The organism is Clostridioides sp. ZZV14-6153 (assembly GCF_020657855.1).
GTDB lineage: Bacteria > Bacillota > Clostridia > Peptostreptococcales > Peptostreptococcaceae > Clostridioides.
On sequence record NZ_JAGWCZ010000012.1, the window covers coordinates 31,023 to 57,226 of the forward strand.

The 26,204-nt window shown below is 28.3% G+C and carries 23 protein-coding genes and 1 riboswitch; of the genes, 17 read left to right on the forward strand and 6 right to left on the reverse strand.

What is annotated here, in order from left to right:
* The first annotated feature begins 92 nt into the window (after window positions 1-92).
* On the forward strand, window positions 93-1,721 hold the full coding sequence (locus KGF46_RS14200) for a Na/Pi cotransporter family protein (protein WP_227828295.1): 1,629 nt from the start codon (window positions 93-95) through the stop codon (window positions 1,719-1,721).
* Between the two features lie 181 nt (window positions 1,722-1,902).
* Here the strand turns inward: KGF46_RS14200 and KGF46_RS14205 are convergent, their stop codons facing one another.
* The gene (locus KGF46_RS14205) at window positions 1,903-2,739 is read right to left on the reverse strand and encodes an alpha/beta fold hydrolase (protein WP_227840312.1); all 837 of its coding nucleotides are present in this window, start codon (window positions 2,737-2,739) and stop codon (window positions 1,903-1,905) included.
* 453 nt (window positions 2,740-3,192) lie between these two features.
* Here KGF46_RS14205 and KGF46_RS14210 point away from each other — a divergent pair, with 453 nt between their 5' ends.
* From KGF46_RS14210 to proC, 5 genes are all read left to right on the forward strand, one after another.
* On the forward strand, window positions 3,193-4,542 hold the full coding sequence (locus tag KGF46_RS14210; RefSeq protein WP_227828297.1) for a glucose-6-phosphate isomerase: 1,350 nt from the start codon (window positions 3,193-3,195) through the stop codon (window positions 4,540-4,542).
* Between the two features lie 153 nt (window positions 4,543-4,695).
* Window positions 4,696-5,775: a serine protease HtrA gene (htrA, locus tag KGF46_RS14215; protein WP_227828298.1), complete on the forward strand. Its 1,080-nt coding sequence runs from the start codon at window positions 4,696-4,698 to the stop codon at window positions 5,773-5,775.
* Window positions 5,776-6,121: 346 nt separating this feature from the next.
* The gene (locus KGF46_RS14220) at window positions 6,122-7,030 is read left to right on the forward strand and encodes a trans-4-hydroxy-L-proline dehydratase activase (protein ID WP_227828299.1); all 909 of its coding nucleotides are present in this window, start codon (window positions 6,122-6,124) and stop codon (window positions 7,028-7,030) included.
* A 4-nt stretch (window positions 7,031-7,034) separates the two neighbouring features.
* A complete protein-coding gene (hypD, locus tag KGF46_RS14225; RefSeq protein ID WP_227857010.1) occupies window positions 7,035-9,404 on the forward strand; it encodes a trans-4-hydroxy-L-proline dehydratase in 2,370 nt (789 codons plus the stop codon).
* A 306-nt stretch (window positions 9,405-9,710) separates the two neighbouring features.
* Window positions 9,711-10,514, forward strand: a complete 804-nt coding sequence (gene proC / locus KGF46_RS14230; RefSeq protein WP_227828301.1) for a pyrroline-5-carboxylate reductase — start codon at window positions 9,711-9,713, stop codon at window positions 10,512-10,514.
* Window positions 10,515-10,766: 252 nt separating this feature from the next.
* Here the strand turns inward: proC and feoB are convergent, their stop codons facing one another.
* Together feoB and KGF46_RS14240 are read right to left on the reverse strand one after the other, a co-directional pair.
* The gene (gene feoB / locus KGF46_RS14235; RefSeq protein WP_227850573.1) at window positions 10,767-12,713 is read right to left on the reverse strand and encodes a ferrous iron transport protein B; all 1,947 of its coding nucleotides are present in this window, start codon (window positions 12,711-12,713) and stop codon (window positions 10,767-10,769) included.
* A gap of 17 nt (window positions 12,714-12,730) precedes the next feature.
* Window positions 12,731-12,949, reverse strand: a complete 219-nt coding sequence (locus KGF46_RS14240; protein WP_227433680.1) for a FeoA family protein — start codon at window positions 12,947-12,949, stop codon at window positions 12,731-12,733.
* A 206-nt stretch (window positions 12,950-13,155) separates the two neighbouring features.
* Here KGF46_RS14240 and KGF46_RS14245 point away from each other — a divergent pair, with 206 nt between their 5' ends.
* The 8 genes from KGF46_RS14245 to KGF46_RS14280 all read left to right on the forward strand — a co-directional run bounded on the left by KGF46_RS14245 (window position 13,156) and on the right by KGF46_RS14280 (window position 22,106).
* On the forward strand, window positions 13,156-13,665 hold the full coding sequence (locus KGF46_RS14245; protein ID WP_227828303.1) for a Gx transporter family protein: 510 nt from the start codon (window positions 13,156-13,158) through the stop codon (window positions 13,663-13,665).
* Window positions 13,666-13,742: 77 nt separating this feature from the next.
* Window positions 13,743-13,904 carry an aspartyl-phosphate phosphatase Spo0E family protein gene (locus tag KGF46_RS14250; protein ID WP_021386276.1) on the forward strand — a complete coding sequence of 54 codons (162 nt, stop codon included), beginning with the start codon at window positions 13,743-13,745 and terminating at the stop codon, window positions 13,902-13,904.
* A gap of 181 nt (window positions 13,905-14,085) precedes the next feature.
* Window positions 14,086-14,751, forward strand: a complete 666-nt coding sequence (locus KGF46_RS14255) for an MgtC/SapB family protein (RefSeq protein ID WP_227862095.1) — start codon at window positions 14,086-14,088, stop codon at window positions 14,749-14,751.
* A gap of 66 nt (window positions 14,752-14,817) precedes the next feature.
* Complete coding sequence (gene pepF / locus KGF46_RS14260; RefSeq protein ID WP_227850572.1) at window positions 14,818-16,602, forward strand: oligoendopeptidase F; 1,785 nt, start codon at window positions 14,818-14,820, stop codon at window positions 16,600-16,602.
* Window positions 16,603-16,858: 256 nt separating this feature from the next.
* Window positions 16,859-17,692: a phosphate ABC transporter substrate-binding protein gene (locus KGF46_RS14265; protein ID WP_227828306.1), complete on the forward strand. Its 834-nt coding sequence runs from the start codon at window positions 16,859-16,861 to the stop codon at window positions 17,690-17,692.
* 253 nt (window positions 17,693-17,945) lie between these two features.
* A riboswitch (cyclic di-GMP riboswitch) is annotated at window positions 17,946-18,029 on the forward strand.
* A 575-nt stretch (window positions 18,030-18,604) separates the two neighbouring features.
* Window positions 18,605-19,282, forward strand: a complete 678-nt coding sequence (locus KGF46_RS14270) for a response regulator transcription factor (RefSeq protein WP_227828307.1) — start codon at window positions 18,605-18,607, stop codon at window positions 19,280-19,282.
* A gap of 78 nt (window positions 19,283-19,360) precedes the next feature.
* Entirely contained in the window at window positions 19,361-21,376 is a 2,016-nt protein-coding gene (locus KGF46_RS14275; RefSeq protein WP_227862096.1) for a sensor histidine kinase, read from the forward strand.
* Between the two features lie 49 nt (window positions 21,377-21,425).
* Window positions 21,426-22,106: a response regulator transcription factor gene (locus KGF46_RS14280; RefSeq protein ID WP_227433687.1), complete on the forward strand. Its 681-nt coding sequence runs from the start codon at window positions 21,426-21,428 to the stop codon at window positions 22,104-22,106.
* Window positions 22,107-22,256: 150 nt separating this feature from the next.
* Here the strand turns inward: KGF46_RS14280 and KGF46_RS14285 are convergent, their stop codons facing one another.
* Together KGF46_RS14285 and KGF46_RS14290 are read right to left on the reverse strand one after the other, a co-directional pair.
* Complete coding sequence (locus tag KGF46_RS14285; RefSeq protein ID WP_227850570.1) at window positions 22,257-23,375, reverse strand: site-specific integrase; 1,119 nt, start codon at window positions 23,373-23,375, stop codon at window positions 22,257-22,259.
* A gap of 59 nt (window positions 23,376-23,434) precedes the next feature.
* Window positions 23,435-23,836: a type II toxin-antitoxin system HicB family antitoxin gene (locus KGF46_RS14290; protein WP_074179295.1), complete on the reverse strand. Its 402-nt coding sequence runs from the start codon at window positions 23,834-23,836 to the stop codon at window positions 23,435-23,437.
* A 633-nt stretch (window positions 23,837-24,469) separates the two neighbouring features.
* On the opposite strand from KGF46_RS14290, the gene KGF46_RS14300 reads away from it, so the two are divergent.
* Window positions 24,470-24,610 carry a hypothetical protein gene (locus tag KGF46_RS14300; protein WP_227838826.1) on the forward strand — a complete coding sequence of 47 codons (141 nt, stop codon included), beginning with the start codon at window positions 24,470-24,472 and terminating at the stop codon, window positions 24,608-24,610.
* A 14-nt stretch (window positions 24,611-24,624) separates the two neighbouring features.
* Here the strand turns inward: KGF46_RS14300 and KGF46_RS14305 are convergent, their stop codons facing one another.
* Window positions 24,625-24,990 (reverse strand): helix-turn-helix domain-containing protein, encoded by a 366-nt coding sequence (locus tag KGF46_RS14305; RefSeq protein WP_227838825.1) that lies wholly within the window; start codon window positions 24,988-24,990, stop codon window positions 24,625-24,627.
* A gap of 144 nt (window positions 24,991-25,134) precedes the next feature.
* On the opposite strand from KGF46_RS14305, the gene KGF46_RS14310 reads away from it, so the two are divergent.
* Window positions 25,135-25,371 carry a helix-turn-helix transcriptional regulator gene (locus KGF46_RS14310; protein ID WP_054629052.1) on the forward strand — a complete coding sequence of 79 codons (237 nt, stop codon included), beginning with the start codon at window positions 25,135-25,137 and terminating at the stop codon, window positions 25,369-25,371.
* Window positions 25,364-26,170, forward strand: a complete 807-nt coding sequence (locus KGF46_RS14315) for an ORF6N domain-containing protein (RefSeq protein ID WP_227854849.1) — start codon at window positions 25,364-25,366, stop codon at window positions 26,168-26,170. The genes KGF46_RS14310 and KGF46_RS14315 overlap by 8 nt, the downstream gene beginning before the upstream one ends.
* The last annotated feature ends 34 nt before the right edge of the window (window positions 26,171-26,204 follow it).

Genomic DNA, 26,204 nt, shown 5'->3' on the forward strand with positions numbered 1-26,204 from the left:
TGAATTTAACATTACTACTCCTATAATTTGATAAAATACAATAGGTTATAAAATTTTTAAATATAGTAATCTCTTTACAAGGAGGAAATAATTTGAACATTATAATAAGTCTAATGGGTGGATTAGGGCTGTTCTTATATGGTATGAACCTTATGGGAGAAGGTCTACAAAAATCTGCTGGGACAAAATTAAAAAAGATAATAAAATTACTTACTAGTAATCTATTTATGGGAGTTTTAGTAGGTACAGGAGTTACAGCAGTAATACAAAGTTCAAGTGCTACTACTGTAATGGTTGTTGGTTTTGTAAATGCAGGAATAATGACTTTAAAACAAGCAATAGGGGTTATAATGGGTGCTAATATAGGTACTACTGTTACAGCCCAATTAGTATCTTTTGATTTAACTGGAATGGCTCCAGTAGCATTAGGTATAGGTATTATACTTTATTTATTTGGAAATAAACCTAGAATAAAAAATATAGCTGAAATACTTATAGGTTTTGGGATATTATTTACAGGTATGGATTTTATGAAAATGGCAGTTGAGCCATTAAAAGACTATCAAGGATTCACTGATTTACTTGTTACATTTGGTAATTATCCACTACTTGGACTATTATTAGGGTTTGGTATTACAGCAATAATACAGAGTTCAAGTGCATCTATGGGTATGTTGGTTGCATTAGCAGCAGAAGGTTTAATCCCATTGGCAGCAGCATTACCAATTCTTTATGGTCAAAATATTGGTACATGTGTAACTTCATTGTTATCAAGTATTGGTGCTAATAAAAATGCACGAAGAGCAGCTATGATGCATTTAATCTTCAATGTTTTGGGAACAGTAATATTCTTAGTGTTGTTGAATAAACCAATTGTAAATTTAGTTACAAGTTGGGACCCAAGTAATGTTGCAAGACAAATAGCTAATACACACACATTGTTTAATATTATATCTGTCTTAATACTTCTACCATTTACAAAGATTATCATAAAACTAGCAATTAAGCTTGTTCCTGATAAAGCTGGTGACGCAGATGAAGATGAAGCTAAGACTATTAAATATATAGATGATAGAATGATAGAAACTCCTTCTATAGCTCTTGCTAATACGATAAAAGAAGCACTTCGTATGGGAGAAAAAGCTAAGGAAAGTTTAAATGCATCTATGGAAGCGTTAGTAGAACATTCAACTGAAAAAATAGATAAAACATACAGACGTGAAAAGTTAATAAATGATTTACAAAAAGCTATTTTAAATTACTTGCTTAAACTTTCAAAAGCACCTTTAGATGATCATTCCAGAGAAGTTGTGGATACCTTATTTAATACAGTTAATGATATAGAAAGAATTGGTGACCATGCTAAAAATATAGCTGAATTATCTCAAGTTGCAATAGATTCAAATATTTCTTTCTCTAAAGAAGGACAATCTGAACTTGATATTATGTACAATAAAGTCGTTTCATCATATACTTATGCCTTAGAATCAATGAGAACTGATAATGTAGACTTGGCTTATAAAGTTATAAAAATTGAAGAGCAAGTTGATATAATGGAGAAATCTTGTAGAGCTAATCATATGTATAGATTGAATAATAACTTATGTAGTATAGAGAATGGTGTTATCTATTTAGATGTAATAAGTAATCTAGAGAGAATTTCTGACCATGCTGTCAACATAGCACAACAAGTTATAGCTAAAAGGTTAGGAAAGGATTAAAAATAATATCTTAAAATGATGTAAGAATTAAAATAAAGAATAAACAAAAAATAAACTCTAGATGATAGTTTAGAGTTTATTTTTTTATTGATTAATTACTGAAAATCCAATCATCTTTATTGTATAACTGTTTATTGTTTACCATATTTTAATCAACCTAAGTAAATAGGATTCTAGTTTTCTAAACTAAATACTTTGAAAGAAATTTCTCTGATATTTCAGCAATTTCTTTATATACAAATTTATATAGATTATGTGGATAATCAAATAATTCATATTGAGCAATTTTAATATTATTTAAATATTGTAAAGGATGGTTTATCCAACTCTGTTTTTCTATCCCAGTTCCTTCTCCATTTGATATAAAGAAAAGCATTGGAATCTGTAAATATGGATTGTCCCTTTCTATTAGAGCAATCGTATTTCTTAAATTTTTGGCTTCACTAATCCAATTTTGATTGGCAAGATTATGATATAACACGTTTTCAAGCTCTTTCTTTTCTATTAATGGAATACAATGTTCTTCTACTAATTGCTCTATTAAAGCGTTGGTTGTTACTTTTCTGAGGTGTTCATCATTTGATAGCTCTATTAGTTTATTTGTAGCATCATCTATGTTAAAGTCTCTATTATAGCATTCTGGTGTTGCGGGATCAATACCAATAATACCAGCAATTTCAGAAGGATTTTGCTGTCCCCAACGGAGAGCCTCTAAAAATCCCACACTATGTGCTACTAGTACAATAGGTGTTTTTATTCCTAACTCTTGTAGTATGCATCTGTACTCATGAACAACAACATTTATATTTCGGTTATTCTCAGATAAATCACTATGTCCATAGCCCAGTTTTTCGATTCCAATCACTCGATAGGTTTTTGCTAACGTTTTTGCTAAAGACATATATTCAAAATTTGGGAAAGGTATGCCTGAACCTGATAAAAGCACTAAAGTAATGGAACCTTGACCATATGAATATATAAAATTCTTCTTACCATTTATTTCAATAAATTTTTTCATGAGAACTGTACCTCCAACTTAAGTTTATTTACATTTACCTATTGAGTATGTATAAAGCATATTTCAATCAGTTTAAACAAAACATTATTTTTTGTCAATCCTTACTGTAGTGTATTTTAATTCTTTATGAAATCCAGATAGGTATTTGAAGATATAACATCTAAAAATCATTTAAAGAATATGTTGTAATAGATGACAAATACCTTATCCATCCAGTATTTGGGAGTCATGTGCATCTAAAAGGAAGTTTGAAAGTGAGATAAAACCTATATTTGGTATAATTTTATTTAATTAAAATTTTATAATTGGCAAATAGTTGTAATATTTAGAAGAATCGATTTCCTAATAATGCTTGAGGATATATGTATTATTTTGTGGCAAACTTTTTAAAAAAACACCTAGATTTTGTGTTATAATCTCTGTAAAACGCATATGCTGAAAAGAGGGATTTAAATGGGAAAAATAAATTTTGATTATAGTAAAGCTACGGAATTTTTTTGCCAAAAAGAAATAGATGTCATGCAGCCGTATGTAGATGTGGCACATGATATGTTACATAATAAAACTGGTTTAGGAAATACTTTTTTAGGATGGATAGACCTTCCTAAAAATTATGATAAGGAAGAGTTTGCTAGAATAAAAAAATCTGCTGAAAAGATAAAGTCTGACTCAGAGGTTCTTTTAGTAATCGGTATAGGAGGCTCTTATTTGGGTTCAAGAGCTGCTATAGACATGGTAAGTCATTCTTTTAGAAATGGGCTTAAAAAAGAGCAAAGAAATGCTCCTGAAGTATATTTTGTAGGTCATAATATAAGTTCAACATATATTATGGATTTACTAGATGTAATTGAAGGTAAAGATGTTTCTGTAAATGTAATATCTAAATCAGGTACTACTACAGAGCCAGCTCTTGCTTTTAGAATATTTAAAAATTATCTAGAAAAAAAATATGGAAAAGAAGAAGCTAGAAAGAGAATATATGCAACAACAGATTCAAGTAAAGGTGCACTTAGACAATTAGCTACAGAAGAAGGGTATGAGACTTTTGTAATACCAGATGATGTAGGTGGTCGTTTTTCTGTATTGACAGCTGTTGGATTACTTCCTATTGCAGCTGCAGGACTTGATATTGATGCCATGATGAATGGTGCAAATGATGCTCGTGAAGCATTTCAAAATTCTGACTTAAAAAATAATGACAGTTATAAATATGCTGTAGCTAGAACAATTTTACATAGAAAAGGAAAAGATGTAGAGTTATTGGTTAACTATGAACCTCAACTACATTATGTGAGTGAGTGGTGGAAACAACTTTATGGAGAAAGTGAAGGAAAAGAAAATAAAGGCTTATTCCCTGCTTCTGTAGATTTTTCAACAGATTTACATTCTATGGGACAATATATTCAAGATGGAAAAAGACTTTTATTTGAAACAGTACTTAATGTTGAAAGTTCTAAGAGAAATATAACTATAAATTCAGAAGAAGTAGATTTAGATGGTTTAAATTATTTAGCAGGCAAAACTGTAGATTTTGTAAATCATAAAGCTTTTGAAGGGACTTTATTAGCACATACTGATGGAAAAGTGCCTAACTTAGTAATAAATATACCTCAATTAGATGAGTATAATTTTGGATACTTAGTGTATTTCTTTGAAAAAGCTTGTGGAATAAGTGGATATTTACTAGGAGTTAATCCATTTGACCAACCAGGAGTAGAAGCATACAAGAAAAATATGTTTGCTTTGCTAGGAAAACCAGGTTATGAAAAGGAAAAAGAAGAATTAGAAAAAAGACTTAAATAATTTTAGATAGTTAAGGTTTAATTAAGATTAGAATAATATAATGAAATCATCGAAAGAGAGTTTACTCAAAATAGATGATTTCATTTTTTTATGGAAAATTGGGAAAAATATATTTTGATAATTTATATTATATTAGATAGGGAGTGGTGTGAGATGTCAAGAAGAAAGAAAGGTATAAGTTTAGTAATATTAGTCGCTATAATAAGTTCAATACTTAGTAGTTTACTAACAATAATTTTAGTTAAAGATAATTTAGGAAGTAAATCTACAGGAAGTTCTACACCTATAGTTGTAAATGATGATGGAAAGAGCCAAAATATTTATCAAGCAGTTGCAGAAAAGGCAACACCATCTGTTGTAGGTATTACGACAACTAGTGTCGATACTAGTAATATGTTTGCAATACCAACTGAAACACAAGGAGTAGGAACTGGGATTATAGTAGATTCAAATGGATATATACTTACTAATTCTCATGTTATATCAGATGGTCAAGCAACTAGTGTTAATGTTTTATTTAATGATGGTTCAACAACATCAGGTAAAGTGGTATGGTTTGACCAACAACTTGATTTGGCTATAGTTAAAGTTGATAAAACTGGATTAACACCAGCTGAATTTGCAGATAGTGATAAAGTAAAAGTTGGAGATATATCAATAGCAATAGGTAACCCACTTGGACTAGACTTCCAAAAGACAGTTACTCAAGGGATAATAAGTGGATTAGATAGAACTATACAAACAGAAAAAACTAATATGACAGGATTATTACAAACTGATGCAAGTATAAATGCAGGAAATAGTGGAGGGCCGTTGTTAAATCAAAAGGGTCAAGTAATTGGTATAAATACAGCAAAAGCTTCTCAAGCAGAAGGGTTAGGATTTGCGATACCAATCAATACAGCTAAAAGCATAGTTGAAGAAGTAATAAAAACTGGAAAATATGAAAAAGTAACTTTAGGTATAAAAGGAACAGATGTATCAAATTATGAAGCAGCTACAGGTACAAAATTAAGTACTGACAAAGGAGTATATGTTGCAGAAGTGATATCTGGTTCATCAGCAGAAAAAGCAGGAGTAAAAGTAGGGGATATTATAACTAAAGTAGGAGATGCAGATATAACTGGTATGAATGACCTTAATAAAAAGTTATATACTTTCTCAAAAGGTGCTAGCACAAAACTTACATTAAATAGAGGCGGAAAAGCAGTAACAATAAATGTAAAATTCTAAATGTGACTAGAGAAACAGAGACTACATGGTAAAGTGTAGTCTCTATTTTTATTTAATTTTTATAGTATATATATCTAAATTAATTAAAATAACATATTGTTTATAGAGATTATCTATATTTACTTATAAAAATAAAATTAATAAATATTTAAATTTAATTTATAAAATCAATATAAATATCATAATAAAATAAAAATTTTTAATATTACTAAAAAAATATAGACAAAATAATAACAAATATAGTATTATGTAATTGTAGAAATGCTTTTCATAGAAATGACCTATGAAGATGAATTACATAAAGATGAAAAAAATGAAATGGATATTCTTTAGGGGTGAAAAAATTATGAATCCATTAGTTATAAATTTACAAAAATGTAGTATACATGATGGTCCAGGGATAAGAAGTACAGTTTTTTTTAAAGGATGCCCACTTGAATGTGTTTGGTGTCATAATCCAGAAAGTCAAACATATACAAAACAAGTTTTGTATAATGAAGAGAGATGTTCAAGATGTGAAGCATGTGTAAATATATGTCCTCACAAAGCAATTTACAAAGGTGAAACGAAAATATGTCTAGACCAAGATAAATGTGAGTTTTGTGAAACTTGTTTAGATTATTGTATAAACAATGCTAGAGAAATAGTTGGTCAAGAGTATTCTGTTAAAGAACTGGTTAAAGAGATAGAAAAAGATAGAATTTTCTATGAAGAATCAGGTGGAGGAGTAACTTTATCAGGTGGAGAAGTAATGGCTCAAGACATGGATTTTATTTGTGGAGTAATAAACATGTGTAAATCAAAGGGAATTCATGTAGCAATTGATACTTGTGGATATGCAAAGTCAGAAAATTATGAAAGAGTTGCTAAATATGCAGATTTGTTCTTATACGATATTAAACTTATTGATGAGGAAAAACATATAAAATTTACAGGAAAATCAAATGATTTAATACTTAAAAATGTTAAACTTTTGAGTGAATCAGGTGCTAATATAAATATAAGAATACCATTAATTGTAGGAGTAAATGTAGATGATGAAAATTTAGAGGTTAAAAAAATGATAGAATTTTTAAAGCCTTTGAATATAAAAGATGTAAGTCTTCTTCCATATCATAATATTGGTAAACATAAGTATGATAAAATTTATAAAAAATATGAAGGAGAAGAGTTACAAAGACCTACTGAAGAAAAATTAGAAGAAATAAAAAGGCTGTTTGAAGCAAGTAATTTCAATACTAAGATTGGGGGGTAATAAAATGTCAAGAGGAACTTTTGAAAGAACTAAAAAATTAAGAGAAGAAAGTGTTAATGCAGAACCACACATATCTATTGAAAGAGCAGTACTTATGACAGAAGCTTATAAAAAATATGAAGGAAGTGTAGAAATTCCTGTACTTCGTGCTTTATCATTTAAACATTACATTGAAAATAGAACTCTTAGTATAAATGATGGAGAATTAATAGTAGGCGAAAAAGGAGATTCACCTAATGGAGCACCAACATATCCAGAAATTTGTTGTCATACAATGGAAGATTTAGAAGTAATGCATAATAGAGACATAATAAATTTTAGTGTGTCTGAAGAATCTAGAAAAATACATCAAGAGGAAATAATACCTTTCTGGAAAAAGAGACAAACAAGAGATAAGATAATAAATGCTATGACACCTGAATGGTTAGCAGCATATGAAGCAGGTATGTTTACAGAGTTTATGGAACAAAGAGCTCCAGGACACACAGTTTGTGGAGATACAATATATAAAAAAGGATTTTTAGATTTAAAGAAAGATATAGAAGTAAGACTAAAAGAATTAGATTTCCTTAATGACTTAGATGCATACAACAAAAAAGCTGATTTAGAAGCTATGGCAATCGCTTGTGATGCAATGGTTATATTAGGAAAGAGATATGCTGAAAAGGCAAGAAAAATGGCAGAAGAAGAAACTGATGAAGCTAAGAAAAAAGACCTATTGTTAATTGCTGAAACTTGTGATGTTGTACCAGCTCATAAGCCAGAAACTTATCATCAAGCTATACAAATGTACTGGTTTGTTCATATAGGGGTTACTACTGAGCTTAATATATGGGATGCATTTACTCCAGGAAGACTAGACCAACATTTAAATCCTTTCTATGAAAGAGATGTAGAAAATGGAATATTAGATAGAGAAAAAGCACAAGAATTACTTGAATGTTTATGGGTTAAATTTAACAATCAACCAGCACCACCAAAAGTTGGTATAACATTAAAAGAGAGTAGCACATATACAGACTTTGCAAACATAAATACTGGTGGAATAAATCCAGATGGTCAAGATGGTGTTAATGAAGTTAGTTATATAATACTTGATGTTATGGATGAAATGAAATTAATACAACCTAGTTCAAATGTTCAAATAAGTAAAAAGACTCCTCAAAAATTCTTAAAGAGAGCGTGTGAAATATCAAGAAAAGGATGGGGTCAACCAGCATTTTATAATACTGAAGCAATAGTTCAAGAGCTTATGGAAGCTGGTAAAACTATAGAAGATGCAAGACTTGGAGGAACTAGTGGTTGTGTTGAAACTGGATGTTTTGGTAAGGAAGCATATGTTTTAACTGGATATATGAACATTCCAAAAATACTTGAATTAACATTAAATAACGGTTATGACCCAATTGCTAAAAAGCAAATAGGTATTAAAACTGGAGACCCTAGAGATTTTAAATCTTATGAAGAATTATTTGATGCATTTAAAAAGCAGTTACATTATATGATTGATATAAAAATACAAGGAAATGCTGTAATAGAAAATATATGCGCAAAACATATGCCTTGTCCACTTATGTCTACAATAGTTGATGATTGTATAGCAAAAGGAAAAGACTATCAAAGAGGTGGAGCAAGATATAATACTAGATATATACAAGGTGTTGGTATAGGAACTATAACAGATAGTTTAACAGCAATAAAATATAATGTATTTGACAAGAAAAAATTTGATATGGATACATTACTTAAGGCACTTGATTCTAACTTTGAAGGATATGAAGCTATACTTAACATAGTTTCAAATAAAACTCCTAAGTATGGAAATGATGATGATTATGCTGATGGAATAATGGAAGAAATATTTAATGCATATTACAATGAAGTAACTGGTAGACCAACTGTTTGTGGTGGAGAATATAGAGTAGATATGTTGCCAACTACTTGCCATGTATACTTTGGAGAAATTATGGGAGCAAGTGCAAATGGTAGACTTTGTGCAAAACCAGTTTCAGAAGGAATCTCTCCAGAAAAAGGTGGAGATACTAATGGACCTACAGCAGTTATAAAATCTTGTGCTAAGATGGACCACATAAAAACTGGTGGAACATTGTTAAATCAAAGATTTGCGCCATCAGTAGTGCAAGGTGAAAAAGGATTAGACAATATGGCTAATCTGGTAAGAGCATACTTTAATATGGATGGACATCATATACAATTCAATGTATTTGATAAAAATGTATTACTGGAGGCTCAAAAGAATCCTCAAGATTACAAAGACTTAATAGTTAGAGTTGCAGGATATAGTGACCATTTCAATAATTTAAGTAGAACATTACAAGATGAGATAATAGGTAGAACTGAGCAAACATTCTAGGATTGTTTGTAAATGAAACTTCTTACTATATAAAAATGTAACTGGTATAATAGTATATATATTACTAGATAACATTTTAAAAAATTTTAGATTAATTCTGAGCTAACTTTCTGGATGGGAAGTTAGCTCGTTGAGTTTAATGAAAAAATCGTTAAATTTATATTTAATAAACTATATTAAATAAGTAATTTATAATAATCATAATAAAATTATATTTTATAATAACTAAGATAATTTTAAGCAGTTAAAATATTGTAAATTTAGCTACTTTAAAATAAAAACTAATAGAAAAAGAGGAGATTTGATATGAAAACTTTAGGATTTATTGGTTCAGGAAATATGGGAAGTGCAATGATAGGTGGTATAGTAAAATCAGGATTAGTAAAAGCAGAAGATATAACTGTATCAGACTTAAGTCAAGTTGCTTTAGATAAAGTAAAAGAACAATTTGGAATAAATACTACAACTGATTCAAAGGTAGCTGTTGCAAATTCAGATGTAGTGATAGTAGCACTTAAGCCTAATATATGTGAAAAAGCTTTAGCTCCACTTAAAGAATTAATAGATGCAAGTAAAATAATAGTATCAATAGCAGCAGGAAAAACTATAGAAACTCTTGAAAGCATTATAGGTTCAGATAAAAAGATAGTAAGAGTAATGCCAAATACTCCAGCACTTGTTGGAGAAGGTATGTCAGCTCTTTGTAAAAATGCAAATGTAACTGATGAAGAATTGAATATGATTAAAGCTCTATTTGAATCATTTGGAGAAGCAGAAATAGTAGCAGAATATTTAATGGATACGGTTACAGGTATTAGCGGTTCTTCTCCTGCATATGTATTTATGTTTATAGAAGCTATTGCAGACGCAGCAGTACTAGCTGGTATGCCAAGACAGCAAGCTTATAAATTTGCATCTCAAGCCGTTATGGGCTCTGCTAAGATGGTTCTTGAAACTGGAAAACATCCAGGTGAATTAAAAGATATGGTTTGTTCTCCAGCAGGAACTACTATAGAAGCAGTTAGAGTGTTAGAAGAAGAAGGATTTAGATCAGCAGTTATAAAATCTATTGTTGCTTGTGTAGATAAATCTAAAGATATGAGCAAATAATTGATTTTAGATATATACGTTTTTTCGCATTAGCTTGAAGCAATAGAAATTTGCCTAGACGAAAATGAAAATGTTAGTCTAAATTAGTTAGAAGAATACAGCTTTTTTATAAATTTTATAACTTTAAAATAAAAACGGTATAGCACTTAATTATGCTATACCGTTAATTATTCCAAAAAATTTTCTTATGAATCTATCCTTTAGAAGATAATACCATAATTTATTTACTTTTAAATATAAGATATCTATATATTAATGTATACTACTTTTTTTGTTATCATCTTCATCTATTGAGCAAGAATTAGAACCTGGACATCCAGAGCAACCAGAACATCCACTACAGCTACTTCCATTTTTTGTAGATTTAAATTTATTAAACAAAATTAAAAATGCAAGAACTATGATTATTCCACCAACTAAAGCTTCCATTATTGAATTTCCCATAAATAGTACTCCACCAATGCTTTTAACTATAAAAGCCATTATCCATGCTAATATAAATTGATATGCAAATGATGCAAACATCATCTTATTGCCATATTCTTTTTTCATAGTTGCAAGAGCAGCTATACATGGAGTATATAGAGCTGTAAATATTAAGAATGTATATGCAGTAACGCCATTAAATATTGTTGGCAATACAACAGTCAAATTACCATATAGTATATTCAAAGAGTTTACCACGATTTCTTTTGCTCCAAGACCACTTAAGATAGCAACTGAAGTTCTCCAGTCATCAAAACCAAGAGGTTTAAATATAGGAGATATAATATGCCCTATAGTAGCTAAAAAGCTTACATTTATATCTTCTGTAAATCCAAATACATTAAATGAAGAAAGTCCCCAAATAACAACTGACATTGCAAACATTACAGTAACAACTCTTATTAAAAATCCTTTTGATTTATTCCAAGTATTTTTAATAAGTGCATCTATAGTAGGTATTCTATATTCTGGTAACTCTAATATAAATGGTTCAGCTTCTGTCTTAAAAGCTGTTTTATTTAAAAATAGTGCAACCACAATTGCCATAACTATACCAACTAAGTATAATGATGTAGTTACTAAAGCAGCATTGTGTGGGAAAAATATAGCTACAAATAATGCATATATAGGTAGCTTTGCTCCACAAGTCATAAGTGGTGCAATAAGAGCTGTAACTCTTCTGTCTTTTTCACTTTCTAGTGTTCTAGTTGCCATTATAGCAGGAGAAGAACATCCCATACCCATAACTATAGGTATAAAAGCTTTACCAGATAGACCAACCTTTCTCATAACCTTATCCATCAAAAATGCTGTTCTTGACATATATCCACTATCTTCAAATAGAGATATACCAAAGAATAATGTAAATATTAAAGGGAAGAATGGTAAAGTACCACCAACACCTCCAATTATACCATCAACAATAAGTGATTTAAACCATGGACTAGAGTTAGCTAACATATCACTAACAGGTGTAGAGATATAAGCCTCTATAAGGCCTGCAAAGCCTTCTTGAAGTGGACCTCCAACCCAATCAAAGGTGAACTTAAATAAAAGAAACAATACACCAATAAATATAGGATAGGCTAATATAGGATTTAAAACTATATTGTCTATTTTATCACTGATAGATTTTTTGTGTGTATATGTAGTCTTTGTACATCTTGATAAGATAGATTCCAACTTCTTATATGTTTCTGTTTCACTTCCAAAGTCTGTTCGATATTTAAATGATTTTTTAGTAGCATCTTTAATTTCTGCTTCTATTTTTTCTACGCCATCTTTCTTTTTTGCGATGATTGGAACAACGATTACTCCAAGTTCTTCACTTAATTTTTTATCGTCTATATTAACACCTTTAGATTCTGCAATATCTAACATGTTAAGCAGTATAACTATAGGTTTATTAAATTGCATAAGTTGAGTTGTTAAGTAGAGATTTCTAGATAAGTTAGAAGCATCTACTACATTTACTATTACATCAACATCTTCATTTTCTAAATATGACTTAGAAACCTTTTCTTCATTTGAGAAAGTATCCATTGCATATATACCAGGTAAATCTACAACCTTTATTTCTTTCCCAATAAATCCTTCTTTTTTTTCAATAGTAACACCAGGCCAGTTACCAACATACTGATTTGATCCTGTAAGCAGGTTAAAAACAGTAGTCTTACCAACATTCGGGTTTCCTAATAATGCTACATTAATCACGGGTAGCTCCTCCTCTATTATTGTAAAGAAATATTTTTAGCATCAGATTTTCTAATAGCTAGGTCAAATCCTCTAAATCTAATTATAATTGGGTCTCCAAATGGGGCAACCTTTTTAACTTCTATTTCAGTACTATTTATACATCCAAGTGCAAGTAATCTTTTAGATAATTTAATATCTCCATCTATATTATTAATAAGTCCTTTTTCTCCTATTTTCAAATCGTAAACAGTCATTATTAACACCTCCTAATGAAATTCATTATCATTAAAATTGTAACAAGTATGATACAAAAAGTCAAGGATTATAGGGGGAATTACAAGTTCAAATTACTGATATTTATTTTAAATATATTATAGAATATTTTAGTCTAAATTAGGTGTTTTTATATATTTTGTATTATAATGTAATATGATATATAAAATTTGGAGGAGTTAACTTAATGAAAACTAGAAAAATGACATTTTTAGGTCTTATGATAGGATACAGTCTAGCCTTATATGTGTTAGAGACATATATACCAAATCCTCTTATAGTTATATTTCCAGGAGCAAAATTGGGTTTGAGTAATATTATAACTTTAATTTCATTAATGTTGTTAGGTGTCAGAGATACTGTTATAATTGTTACTATCAGGGTAATTTTGTCATCAATATTTGCAGGTCCTCTATCTTATCTTTTATTTAGCATAGGAGGAGCTTATTTGAGCCTTTTATTTATGTATTTAGCAAGTAAAATAAAGGGATTATCAATGATAGGAATAAGTATTTTAGGGGCAATAGGGCATAATATAGGTCAATTAATAGTTGCAAGTTTAATAATAGAAAATATACTTGCTATAGGATACTTGCCATTTATGTTAATGGCATCATTAGTAACGGGTATGTTTGTAGGATTAGTATCTAGGTATACAGTACCCAAATTAAAGCATTTTTATAGTAAGTTTTATTGACATAATATTGACAAAATATAATATTGTTTGATAAAATGTATATAAAAATATACAAATTTGTAATAGTGGTGATTATTATGGCGAACAATGAATTAGAAACGTTAAAAAATGAAATTGAAGCAGTTAGGGAAGAGATAAATACATACATAGAATATCCAGAAATATTTCAAGAAGAGCTCGTAGAATCAAGTAAGAAAATAGATATATTAATAAATAAATACATGTACTTAAGCAAATAGCCCACGGTTGTGGGTTTTTTTGTATTAAAAATTAACAGATATTACTATTTCTCATATCTTAATAATAATATTAAGATATAAGATATTATCTCTGATATAGAAATTATCTGTATGATATGATGTGTGATGTGGAAGTTATTTATATGATATAAATTATAATTGGGTCGGGAGGTTTTATATTATGGGCGATATAGGAACTAAGGAGATAGCAATAAGATTATTATTAGCATTAGTTATAGGAGGCATAATAGGGCTAGAGAGAGAAAAGATAAGGCAGTTTGCAGGATTTAGAACACATATATTAATAGCAATAGGTTCTTGTATTACTTCAATAACTTCAATCCAGTTATTGTCTGACTATAGTTTATATACAAATGCTGACCCAGCAAGAATGCCTGCTCAAGTACTGTCAGGAATTGGTTTTTTAGGTGCAGGAGCAATTCTAAAGAACAAAGGTGGAGTGAAGGGGCTTACTACAGCCGCAGGTATGTGGGCAACTGCATGTATTGGTATAGCAGTTGGTTATGGTTATTATGAGCTAGCAATTTTGGGATGGTTGTTTGTAATGATAGCATTATTTGTGCTTAGGATACTAAATACGTTTCTATTTAGCCAAGAAAAAAATGTATTGATATTAAGAATAAATAATTTAGATTCAATACCTTTTTTATATGATAAATTTGAAAAAAATCAACTTATTGTAAGGAATATGGAAATAGAATGTCGTAGCGAAGAATATTGGAAAGTTAACTTTTTTATATCTTATGATAAGAGAATACACTTACATGATGTTATGAAAGAAATAAATATGATAGAAGGAGTAATAAATGTAGATTATTTGGACTAAAATATATACAATATATTTTGTAAAGCAAATAAAATATAAAAATGAATTAAAATAGAGGTGTATAATATGGGAACTGATAGAAGTACAATAGAAGAAAAATACAAATGGAAAATAGATAAGATGTACTCTACTAAAGAAGACATTGAAAAAGACATAAGTAAAGTAAAAAATCTTATTCAAGAAGTAAAAGAATACAAAGGTAAACTTTCTGAGAGTAAAGAAAATTTATACAAAGTATTAAGTATCTCTGAAAATGCATCTAGAATCATCCAAAATCTATATGTATATACTCACATGAAACAACATGAAGATACTAGAATCAATGATAATCAAGGAAGAGCCACTAAGACAGAAATGCTATCAACTGATTTAGGAGTGGCTACTTCTTATATAGTTCCAGAAATACTGTCTATAGAAGAAGACAGATTAAATGAATATTTAAAGGATGAGAAGTTATCATTTTATACCAAATATATAAAAGATATATTGAGAGATAAACCTCATACTTTGAGTGAAAGAGAAGAGGAAATACTTGCAGCTACATCTGAATTATCAACAGTTCCAGAAAGTGTATATGATATGTTAGCATATGCAGATATGGAATTTCCTGAGATAGAAGATGAAAAAGGTAATAAGGTTAAACTTTCTCATTCAAACTATTCTTTATTTATAAAAAGTAAAAATGGAAGAGTTAGGAAAGAAGCCTTTGAAGGAGAATTTTCTACTTATGGAAAATATAAAAATACATTTGCTTCAACACTTTATGGTGGAATAAAGTCAGAGATATTTTATGCAAAAACTAGAAAATATAATTCAGCAATAGAAGCATCTCTATTTTCAGATGATGTAAGCTTAGATGTTTATAATAACCTTATATCAGCAATAGATGAAAGTCTTCCTATTTTGAATAAGTATGTTGAACTTAAAAAGAAGTTCTTAGGATTAAATGAAATACACATGTATGACTTATATGTTCCTCTAACTGATAAATTTGATATGGATATACCTTATGAGAAAGCGCAGAGTATTATATTAGAAGCACTTAATCCTCTAGGCGAAGAATACTTAAAAGTTATAAAAAATGCATTTGAAGAAGGTTGGATTGATGTATATGATAATGAAGGTAAAAAAGGAGGAGCTTACTCTTGGGGAAGCTATGATTCGCATCCTTATATACTAATGAGTTATAAAAATGACCTTAATTCTCTATTTACATTAATTCATGAATTAGGTCACTCTGTTCATAGCCATTATTCGAGAACAAGTCAGCCATTTTTATATTCAGATTATAAAATATTTGTTGCAGAAGTTGCATCTACATTAAATGAATTACTTCTTATAAATTATTTATTAGAAAATTCCAAGTCTAAAGATGAAACTATATATCTATTAAATTATTATTTAGAGCAATTTAGGACTACAGTTCATAGACAAACTATGTTTGCTGAATTTGAAAAAATTGTACATGAAAGAGTAGAAAGTGGAGAGCCTCTTACTGCTGATGAATTTACTGATATATACTATAAATTAAATGAGAAGTATTATGGAAAATCTGCAATAGTAGATGAGCAAATAGGGATAGAGTGGGCAAGAATTCCACATTTTTATTCAAATTTCTATGTGTATAAGTATGCTACAGGATTTTCTGCTGCAAGTGCGTTAAGTCAACAGATACTTTCGGAAGATAGTACTGCTGTAGATAGATATATAAACTTCTTAAAAAGTGGAGGGTCAGAGTATCCTTTAGAACAATTGAAATCTGCTGGTGTAGACATGACGAAAAAACAATCTATAGAAGAAGCTTTAAATGTGTTTGCCAGTTTAGTTAATAAACTAGAAAAAGAATTATAAAATATGATAAATTAATAGATTAGATAAAAAAATATGAGAATATTATACGATGTATTATACTAGTATTGATTGAAGATTACTTAAAAAAATTAATCTAATTTTAAATATACTATATAAAATTAAATCTTTACATGCATTTAACAATATTTACATTTACTTAACCTCGCTCTAATATTCACTTAACAAAAAATATGTATTATTAAAATATAGCAAATATGAAAACAAAAAAATTAAAATATAAGCGGGGGTAAGTAAAATGTTCAAAAAGAAAATAGGAGTTCTTTTAGCTAGTACAATATTGGTTGGAGTCTTAGCAGTGGGATGTGGTTCTGACTCTGGAGGTTCAGGAGACTCAAGTAAAGTTTCTGTTTCAGGTTCAACTTCAATAGGTCCTCTTATGGAAACTATCGGAGAGAAGTTTCAGGAAAAAAATCAAGGTGTTAGTGTAGAAGTACAACAAATTGGTTCTTCTGGAGGTATAAAAAATGCAATAGAAGGAACATCTGAAATAGGTATGAGTTCAAGAGATTTAAAGGATGAAGAAAAAAGTGCTGGATTAAAGGAAACTAAGATAGCAATAGATGGGATAGCATTAATAACTAATAAGGACAACCCAGTAAAAAATCTTACAATGGACCAAATAAAAGGTATATACACAGGAAAGATAACTAACTGGAAAGAAGTTAACGGAAATGATGCACCAATAGTAATAGTATCAAGAGAAGAAGGTTCAGGAACTAGAGATGGATTCCAAGAAATTGTAGGATTCAAGTCAGAAGAATTAACTAAAGATGCACAAATAAGTGATGGTTCAGGAAATATAAAAACTACAGTTGAAGGAAATAAAAATGCTATAGGATATATATCATTTGGATATGTTGATGAGAAAGTAAATAGTTTAAAAGTAAATGATGTTGATGCAACTGATGCTAATGTAATAGCTAATAAATATCCAATATCAAGACCATTTATATTAGTTAATAAAGAAGATAACTTATCAGAAAAAGGTAAAGCTTTGATAGATTATATATTGAGTGATGAAGGACAAGCACTTGTCTCAGAAAAAGGATTCATTAAAGTTAATCAATAAGATAAAGTTAATCATTAAGATAAAAATTTAACATAAAAAATATATGATACCCTGCAAAGTGAGCTTATAAAAATGCTACTATAACTTGCAGGGTATTGTCTATTATTGATGATAGAAATATAAACATTTTTAAGTAAAAAATATATACAGTTAGTACATTATATTTAAAAAATATGTAAATATTGACAAGATAATATTACAATGTTAGAATAGAAAGGAAATTTATCAGGACAATTTAAACACGTTTAATGAAAATATTTTAGAAACTGAGAAGTATACCTTATTATTGGGCATCTAGAGGTATATGGAGTTAGTGGTGCAACCGGCTATGAATATAATTTTATATTGCATAGCTTTTTTTGTTTTAAATTTAACATAATTGATATAAAATTTGAAAATGATAAGTATTAATAACTTTACTTATATGTATAAATGGCTATATTTAGCCAAAGTAGCCCTTTGTTGGAAAAGGGATATTTTTAAAAAAATATAATGCAATTATAATGAAATGATAAAAACTTTATAATTAATTAAAATACATAATATAATTTTTTTATAACAATATATTTACTAAAATAATACAATTTATTTTATATTATAACCATATAAACCGTATAAATCAATACTCAAGCTGGCTAATGGACAAGTTTCTATAAATATCTTATCTTGATGATATATAATGACTTTAAGTTCCATTTTCCAACAATCGGAGACTTTGATTAGTATTTAATAATGAATGCTTAATATTTAAGACAATGTTCAAGAATTATTCAAAAATACTTAAGTTTTATAGTCTAGTTTGTAAAGATATTATAAAATAATAATATTAGTTAGATAAAAGGTAAAACATTATAATTTGTAATACTTATAACTTTAGATTATGATTAAAATATTTTTGAATGGAGTGGTGTAATGTATAACTTATTGGTTGTAGATGATGATATTGATATTTTAAACATAAATCAAATTTACTTTTCTAACATAGGTTTTAATGTATACACAGCAGAGACTGCCAAAAGTGCAATGAAGATAGTAGACAATATAGTTTTAGACTGTATAATACTAGATATTGCATTACCAGATTTAGATGGATATAAAATATGTAATGCTATAAAAGAAAAGGTTAACATACCTATAATATTTTTATCTAATTATGAACATGAAGAGGAAAGAGTTCAAGGTTTTTTATCTGGAGGAGACGATTACATAACAAAACCGTATAGCTTAAAAGAACTTGAACTTAGAATCTATGCTCGAATGAGGCAATATAAAAACATTACATCAGTTCCTAATGTATTAAAGTTTTCATCTTTAGTAATAAATGTAAATTCAAGAAAAGTAACATTTGATGAAAAGAGTATTGACTTAACCACCATGGAGTTTGAAATACTATTATTTTTAGCTGAAAATAAAGAACAAGTATTTTCAAAAATAGAGATATATAATCAAGTTTGGAAAATGCCTGATGTTGGAGACCAACATACTGTACAAGTTCATATTGCACAGATGAGGAAAAAAATTAATTCTTTAAGCAGAGAGCATCAATATATTCAAACCGTATGGGGAAAAGGATATAAGTTTGTACCATAAGCAAGATAATGTAAGCAATAAATAATTCTTGTTTTATCATTTAATATTACTACAAAAGAAAGAGATGTGGTTAATGCAATGAAAAAGTCTAATGTATTAAAAGGAACTCTCATTGTATTGATAGTCTCTCTGTTGGCAATAACAGGATTAAATTTTCTGTATAAATATGATAATAAATATACATATAAGTCTATTAGAGCGAGTGATGGAATTTTAACTATAGATGAGGATACCTTTTCTAAAAATAAACTTGTTTTTTTAATAGATGATTGGGAATTTTACAACCATAAGATATTTAAGCCAAAAGATTTTATAGAGAAACACATAAAACCAGAATACATTTTTATAGGACAATATCCAGATTTTTCTATGAGAAAAGAAAAACAGTCGCCATATGGAAATGCAACTTATCGCATGAGGATAAAAAATGAAGGTAAAGACAAAGTACTAAGCCTAGAACTTCCAGAAATTTTTTGTTCAAGTGAAGTTTGGATAAATGGTGAGATGGTCTCTAAATTGGGAGATATAGGTACAGAAAGATATAGACCTAAAATTAAAAATACAGTAGTAAGTTTTGTTGCAAAGAAAGATACAGAAATTATAATCAATGTGTCCAATTTCTCACATTATTATAGCGGTTTGTATTATCCATCTGCATTAGGAAAAACAAAAGATGTAAGTAATATGATATTTTATAGATTACTTTTTTATAGTATCATTTGTTTTACAACTATTGCAATAGCTATATTTTCTCTAGCTGTTTGGGCACTTTCAAAACAAAGCAAGCTATATTTATACTTTGGATGTATGTGTATTTTTTTTGCTATACATGTGTCATACCCTTTTATACATTTAATGGGGTTTCCTTTAGTGAATTTTACATATGCAGTTGAAGATTCATCATATTTTATAGCAGTTTTATGTATTATTTGTATAAATGGAAACATATCCAAAATTGAGAGAAATAAAGTATATAGATTTTTAATTTTACCATTAGGAATTACTATGTGTATCATATCCATTGTGATACCAGTTATTCTTCTTCCATATGATATATACTTTGTTAATATCTATGGAAAATTAATAGACATATATAAATACGTTGTATTTATTTATATATTGATGTCTTCAATAGTTTCAATTTATAAAAAAACATACTCTGAGCAATTAAGCTCCTATATTTTAGTTTCAGCAGACATAGTGTTTGGTGTCAGTATATTATTTGATGTAGTGACTAGTAATAGGTTTGAACCTATATTTACAGGATGGCAAACAGAATACTGTGGGTTTTTAATAGTTATTTTATTTTCTATTATGATGATAAATAGAAATAGAATAATAATAAAAGAAAATGAAAAACTCACACAAAATCTTGAGCATGAAGTTGAAGTAAGAACTAATGAACTTACAACACTATTAAATGAACGTAAAAAATTCTTGGCAGACGTAGCACATGATTTAAAGGCACCTGTTTCAGCTATACAGGCATTTATAGATTTAATAAAGGTTGGGAATATTCATGTAGATGAAGAGACAAAAACCTATCTTTATGCCATAAACCAAAAATCAAATGAAGTGCAAAATAGAGTACGTAGTTTACAAGAATTTACATCACAAGACAAAAAAATTGGCCTTAGTGAAAAAATATGCCTAAATGACTTTATTAAGGAGGTATATGAAAATAATTTACCAGATACACAAGCATGTGGTGTAAATTTTGAAGTTTATATATTAGATAAAAAAATATATGCAAAAGTAAATAAAGAAAGATTGGCTAGAGCATTTGAAAATTTAATTTACAATGCTTTAAGCTTTACTCCATTTGATGGGAAAATAATCTTGTCAGTGAATAAAGAAGATGGATTTGCAATTATTAAAATTTCTGATAATGGCAAAGGGATACCAGCAGAAAATATACCAAAGATATTTGACCGATTCTTTACAGAAAGGGACAATAGTACTTCAAAAGGCCAAGGTTTAGGATTATATATTGTTAAATCCATTATAAGAGAACATGATGGAGAGATTTTTGTAGATTCAGAGTTGGGAAAAGGAACTGTTTTTACAATAAAATTAAGTTTATGTTTTTTATAATAAATGGTTATTTAATATAAAAGAATAATGATATTTAGGAGTGATTATAATGCAAACTAAGATATTAATAATAGATGGAGACAAGAATAATTGCCAGGAATTAAAAAATTTCTTGGAGCAAAAAGGAATAAATGTAGATTTGGCGTATAACTGTGAAGAAGCTATTGGAAAAATATTTAGCAATAAATACGATTTGATATTTTTAGAAATAATCTTAACTGATGGTGATGGATGGACTTTATGCAAAAAGATTAGAAATGTAACTACGTGCCCGATTGTTTATATGACTTATATAAATGAAGACCAAAGTATTTTAAATGCTTTAAATTCTGGTGGTGATGATTATTTAATTAAACCTTTAAATTTAGAAATACTATATGCAAAGGTAAAAGCAATTTTAAGAAGAGTAAATTCATACATAAATAACAATGAAAGTAATACAAGATTAGAAGAATACAATAGAACAAGTGGAGTAATAAAATTAGAAGATAAAATAATAAAATTAACTCCAACAGAAAATAAGTTGTTGAACTATTTTATAGAGAATCCGGAAAAGACCTTAACTACTAAAGAGATATATGAACATGTATGGTTAAATGATTATCTAGAGGATAATTATAGTGTAGTAGTTGCAGTAAATGGACTGAGAAAGAAAATAGAGAAAGATTACAAAAATCCTCAAAAAATCATAACAATAAGAGGAGCAGGATATTACTTTAATAAGGAATAATAAATACGTATAAACAAACATAAATAAGTGTTAAAACGTGCAGTTTTAGCGATATTTAAAATAAGTTATTATAAAATAACTGACTGACATTTAACTGACAAAACCTATTTTTTTAGGTTTAACTGACATTTAACTGACAGTCAGTTTTCATTATTTAAATAGAAGTTTACTTAGATTATCAGAAGCTTCTTTGTCCATTTCCTCTAAAACATGAGAATATCTATTCATAGTTATTTTTATATCTGTATGACCTAATCTTTCAGAAACCACTTTCATGTTAGTACCCCCCAACAAAAGCAAACTTGCATTTGTATGTCTCAAATCATGTACTCTAATATTTCTTAAATTATTTCTTTTAATAAAGTTATGAAAAGTTTTACTTAATGTTGCTGGTATCCATGGATTTAAATTTGTATTTAAACACACTAAATTATTTTCATTTTCAAGTGTGCCTTGCAATTTCATTTTGTTCTGTTTTAATTTTTCTATTTTTAATTTTTCAATTAATTCCTTTGGAGCTGATAAAGTTCTTTTTGATTTTGCAGTTTTTGGTTCTTTAAAAGTTATTTTACTATTTGCATATATGAGAATTTGATTAATATTTATTATACTATTATCTAAATCAACATCAGACCATCTAAGACCAGCTACCTCTCCGATTCTTAAACCTAACAGCAACATTAAGAGAATGGGTATCTCTATCAAACTATCTTTCAACTTCTCTATTAACAACAGTGTTTCTTCTCTATTATATATTTCAATTTCAGATGTAACGTTTTGAGCTGGTAATTTTACAAAATCGCAAGGATTTTCAGATATTTCTTTTAGTCTATAAGACTCTTTTAAAACAGAAGATAGAAAATTATATCTAACTTTTGCGGTTGTTGAGGCAGAACCGTCAAAATTTTTATTTATAAAGATTTGAAGAAGGCTAGGGTTTACATCTATCAAGATTGTATCTTTAAAAAAAGGCTCTATATAATTTTTAACCCACGATTTTCTATTTACAGTTGTATAAGGAGACCATTTTTTTTCATTTGACATTATGTATTTATAACACCTCTCTACAAGAGTTGTCTTGCTTGGAGCAATAAACTTATTATTGTTTATAGTTGACTTTATTTCAATTAAATGTTTTTCAGCATCCTTTTTCTTTTCATAGCTTCCATAACTTTTTTGTTTTATCTTACCAGTTGTTTCTTCTATGTACTCCACATATACATAGAATTTCCCCCCTCTTTTTCTTATAAAAGCTGATTTGATGTTCATATGTACACTCCCTTTATAAGTTTTTATATAAAAGAGCAGTTATACTGCTCTAATTATATCTAATGAATATTAAGATGTTTTTTCAAAGCTTCTTGAAGTATTTGAGAAAAATTAACCTTATGTTTCTCAGCTTCTCTGTTAAGCCATTGCGGAATAGTAAGAGTCTTTTTAACAGAGTAATTTTCTATAGCTTTTCTGTGAATCGGCATATATATTTCTATCAAAGTAGGTATTTGATTTTTCTCTAAGTTTAATTTATCTATAGTTGTTGCACTTGGTATTGTATCGTTATCTTCTTCCATACCATACAGATGTAGTCCTAGAGCTTCTTTAGCCATTTTTAAGGCTTCTTCTGTTGTATCTCCACATGTAAAACAACCTGGTAAATCGGGAAATTCTACAGAAATACCATCTTCATCATAGCTAAATATAGCTGGATATACATATATATCTTTTTTCATTTTATCAACTCCTTAAAGTTTTTGTAAGGAGAGAGGGATTAACTAATATTAATCCCTGCTTGTTTAAATTGTGTTGGTGACCACCAACACAATTTACTTCATACCATCCATCTGCATTGAGTATTTTTAAAATTTCTCTTGAAGAATAAGATTTCATACTCCCTCCTTACAATCATATTATAACACGTATTTAGATACGTGTAAATAGAGGAAGGTAAATTAAAATATAAATTTAAACATGAAATTAATAAAAAACAATACTATAGAATAATATTTTAAATCGACATATACTTTTAATAAAAAATATAAAATAATAATACATTATAAAAAAAATTATATAAATAAGGAAATATAAAAAAATATAATAAAAAACACGATTATTAATACATACAAAATGGAAAAAACTTCCAAGTCTCTACAAAATTCGATTTTTTTATTACAATTACGGTTTTTTTATTGCATTAACAAATCAAAAGTATTATTATGTAAGTAAGATAATTATCAAAGACAATTCTGAATAGTCTAAAAACATTTCTAGAAATGAAAATACATAATCATATGATTTTATTAAAATTTGTTGGGAAATTTTAACTAAAAATAAGAACGTAAGTTCTTGCGATAGGGGGAAAGTATGTGGAAAAATCAAAAAGAATACTAATCGATACAGGGGATGCATTAAACGAAATAAAAACAATTAGTGATGAGAAATTTGAAAAATACATAGAGTTGCTAAAAGAATATTGTAAACAAGAAAATAAAAAAGAAAGGGAGTGATTTTCTCCTCTTTCTTATTTTTTCTCATTAATTTCTTCTTCAAGGAAAACTTTTGCTATTTTGAACATTTTTTCTTGTGATGCAGGACTTAGCTCACTAATCATTTTTAAAGCTTCTTTTATGTCACCAGAAAAATTTAGATTTTCAATTAGTTCCAATTCACTAAGATTGTCTACATTTTTTACATTGACCTTTCCAAGTAAGTAATCTGTAGATACATCAAAAAAATCTGATAGTTTTAAAATTATATCATGAGGAGGAAATCTTTCTTCTTTCTCGTAAAAAGAAATCATCTTAGGTGTAAGCCCTAAAAAAGTTGCAAGTTCTTTTTGAGTAATATCTTTTTCTTTTCTTAATTCTTTTATTCTATATCCAATCATGTTATTTAGCCACCTTTTATATTTATATTGAACTATTAGTTCTTAATTAACAATTATAGCTCATTTTTTTTAAAAAAGCTATTGACAATGTACTAATAGTACTGTACTATTAGTACATAAGAAAAAATAAAAGAAGGTGAAAAAATGAATAAACTAAAAGATTTTAGAATACAAAAAGGATTAAGCAGGAATCAATTGGGAGCTGAATTAGGACTTACAAGTAGGTATATAGCTTTCTTAGAGAATGGCGAAAGAGTACCGTCTCTAAATACAGCTGTAAAAATAGCAGCTTATTTCAATACTTCAATAGAATATATTTTTTTGAAAAGTAACTGTACTAAAAGTACATTAAGAGAAAAAGGAGTTGAAAAATATGAATAACTTACAAGTAATAGAAAGAAATAACGAAAGAGTTTTAACTACACAGCAATTAGCAGATGTTTATGAAACCGATGTAAACAATATACAAACTAACTTCAATAGAAACAAAGAGAGATTCAAAGAGAATGTACACTATTTTTTATTACAAGGCGATTATTTGAAAGAATTTAAGAACCAACCTACTAATAGTCAGTTGGTTTCAAAACATTCTAGTCAATTATACCTTTGGACTGAAAGAGGAGCAAACAGACACTGCAAAATATTGGATACTGACAAAGCTTGGGAGCAGTTTGATAACTTAGAAGAGTCTTACTTTAACAAAAAGAAAGATACCTTAATTACAAATCAATTAAGTCCGGAATTACAAATGTTTAAACAAATATTTGATACTGTAGCAAAACAAGAAATAGAGCAAAAGCAAATAAAACAAGAGATAACAGAAACTAAACAAGAAATACAAAGTATAAAAGATGTAGTTTCATTAGACTCAACTAGTTGGAGAACAGATACACATCAACTAATCGCAAGAATAGCAAAAAAACAAGGTGGTTTTGAACATATAAATATGCTTAGAACAGAAAGTTATGAATTATTAAATAAGAGATTTGGAGTTGATTTGCATAGAAGATTAATCAATAAAAGAAGAAAGATGGCAGAAGAAGGGGTATCTGAATCTAAAAGAGAGAAAGTGAATAATTTAGATGTAATACAAGATGATAAAAAACTCATAGAGGGTTACGTATCTATTATAAAAGATATGGCTCTAAAATATGGAATATCAGATTTAAGCAAGAATTAGGTTAAATCATGACAGCACCTTGAAAACTAAATAC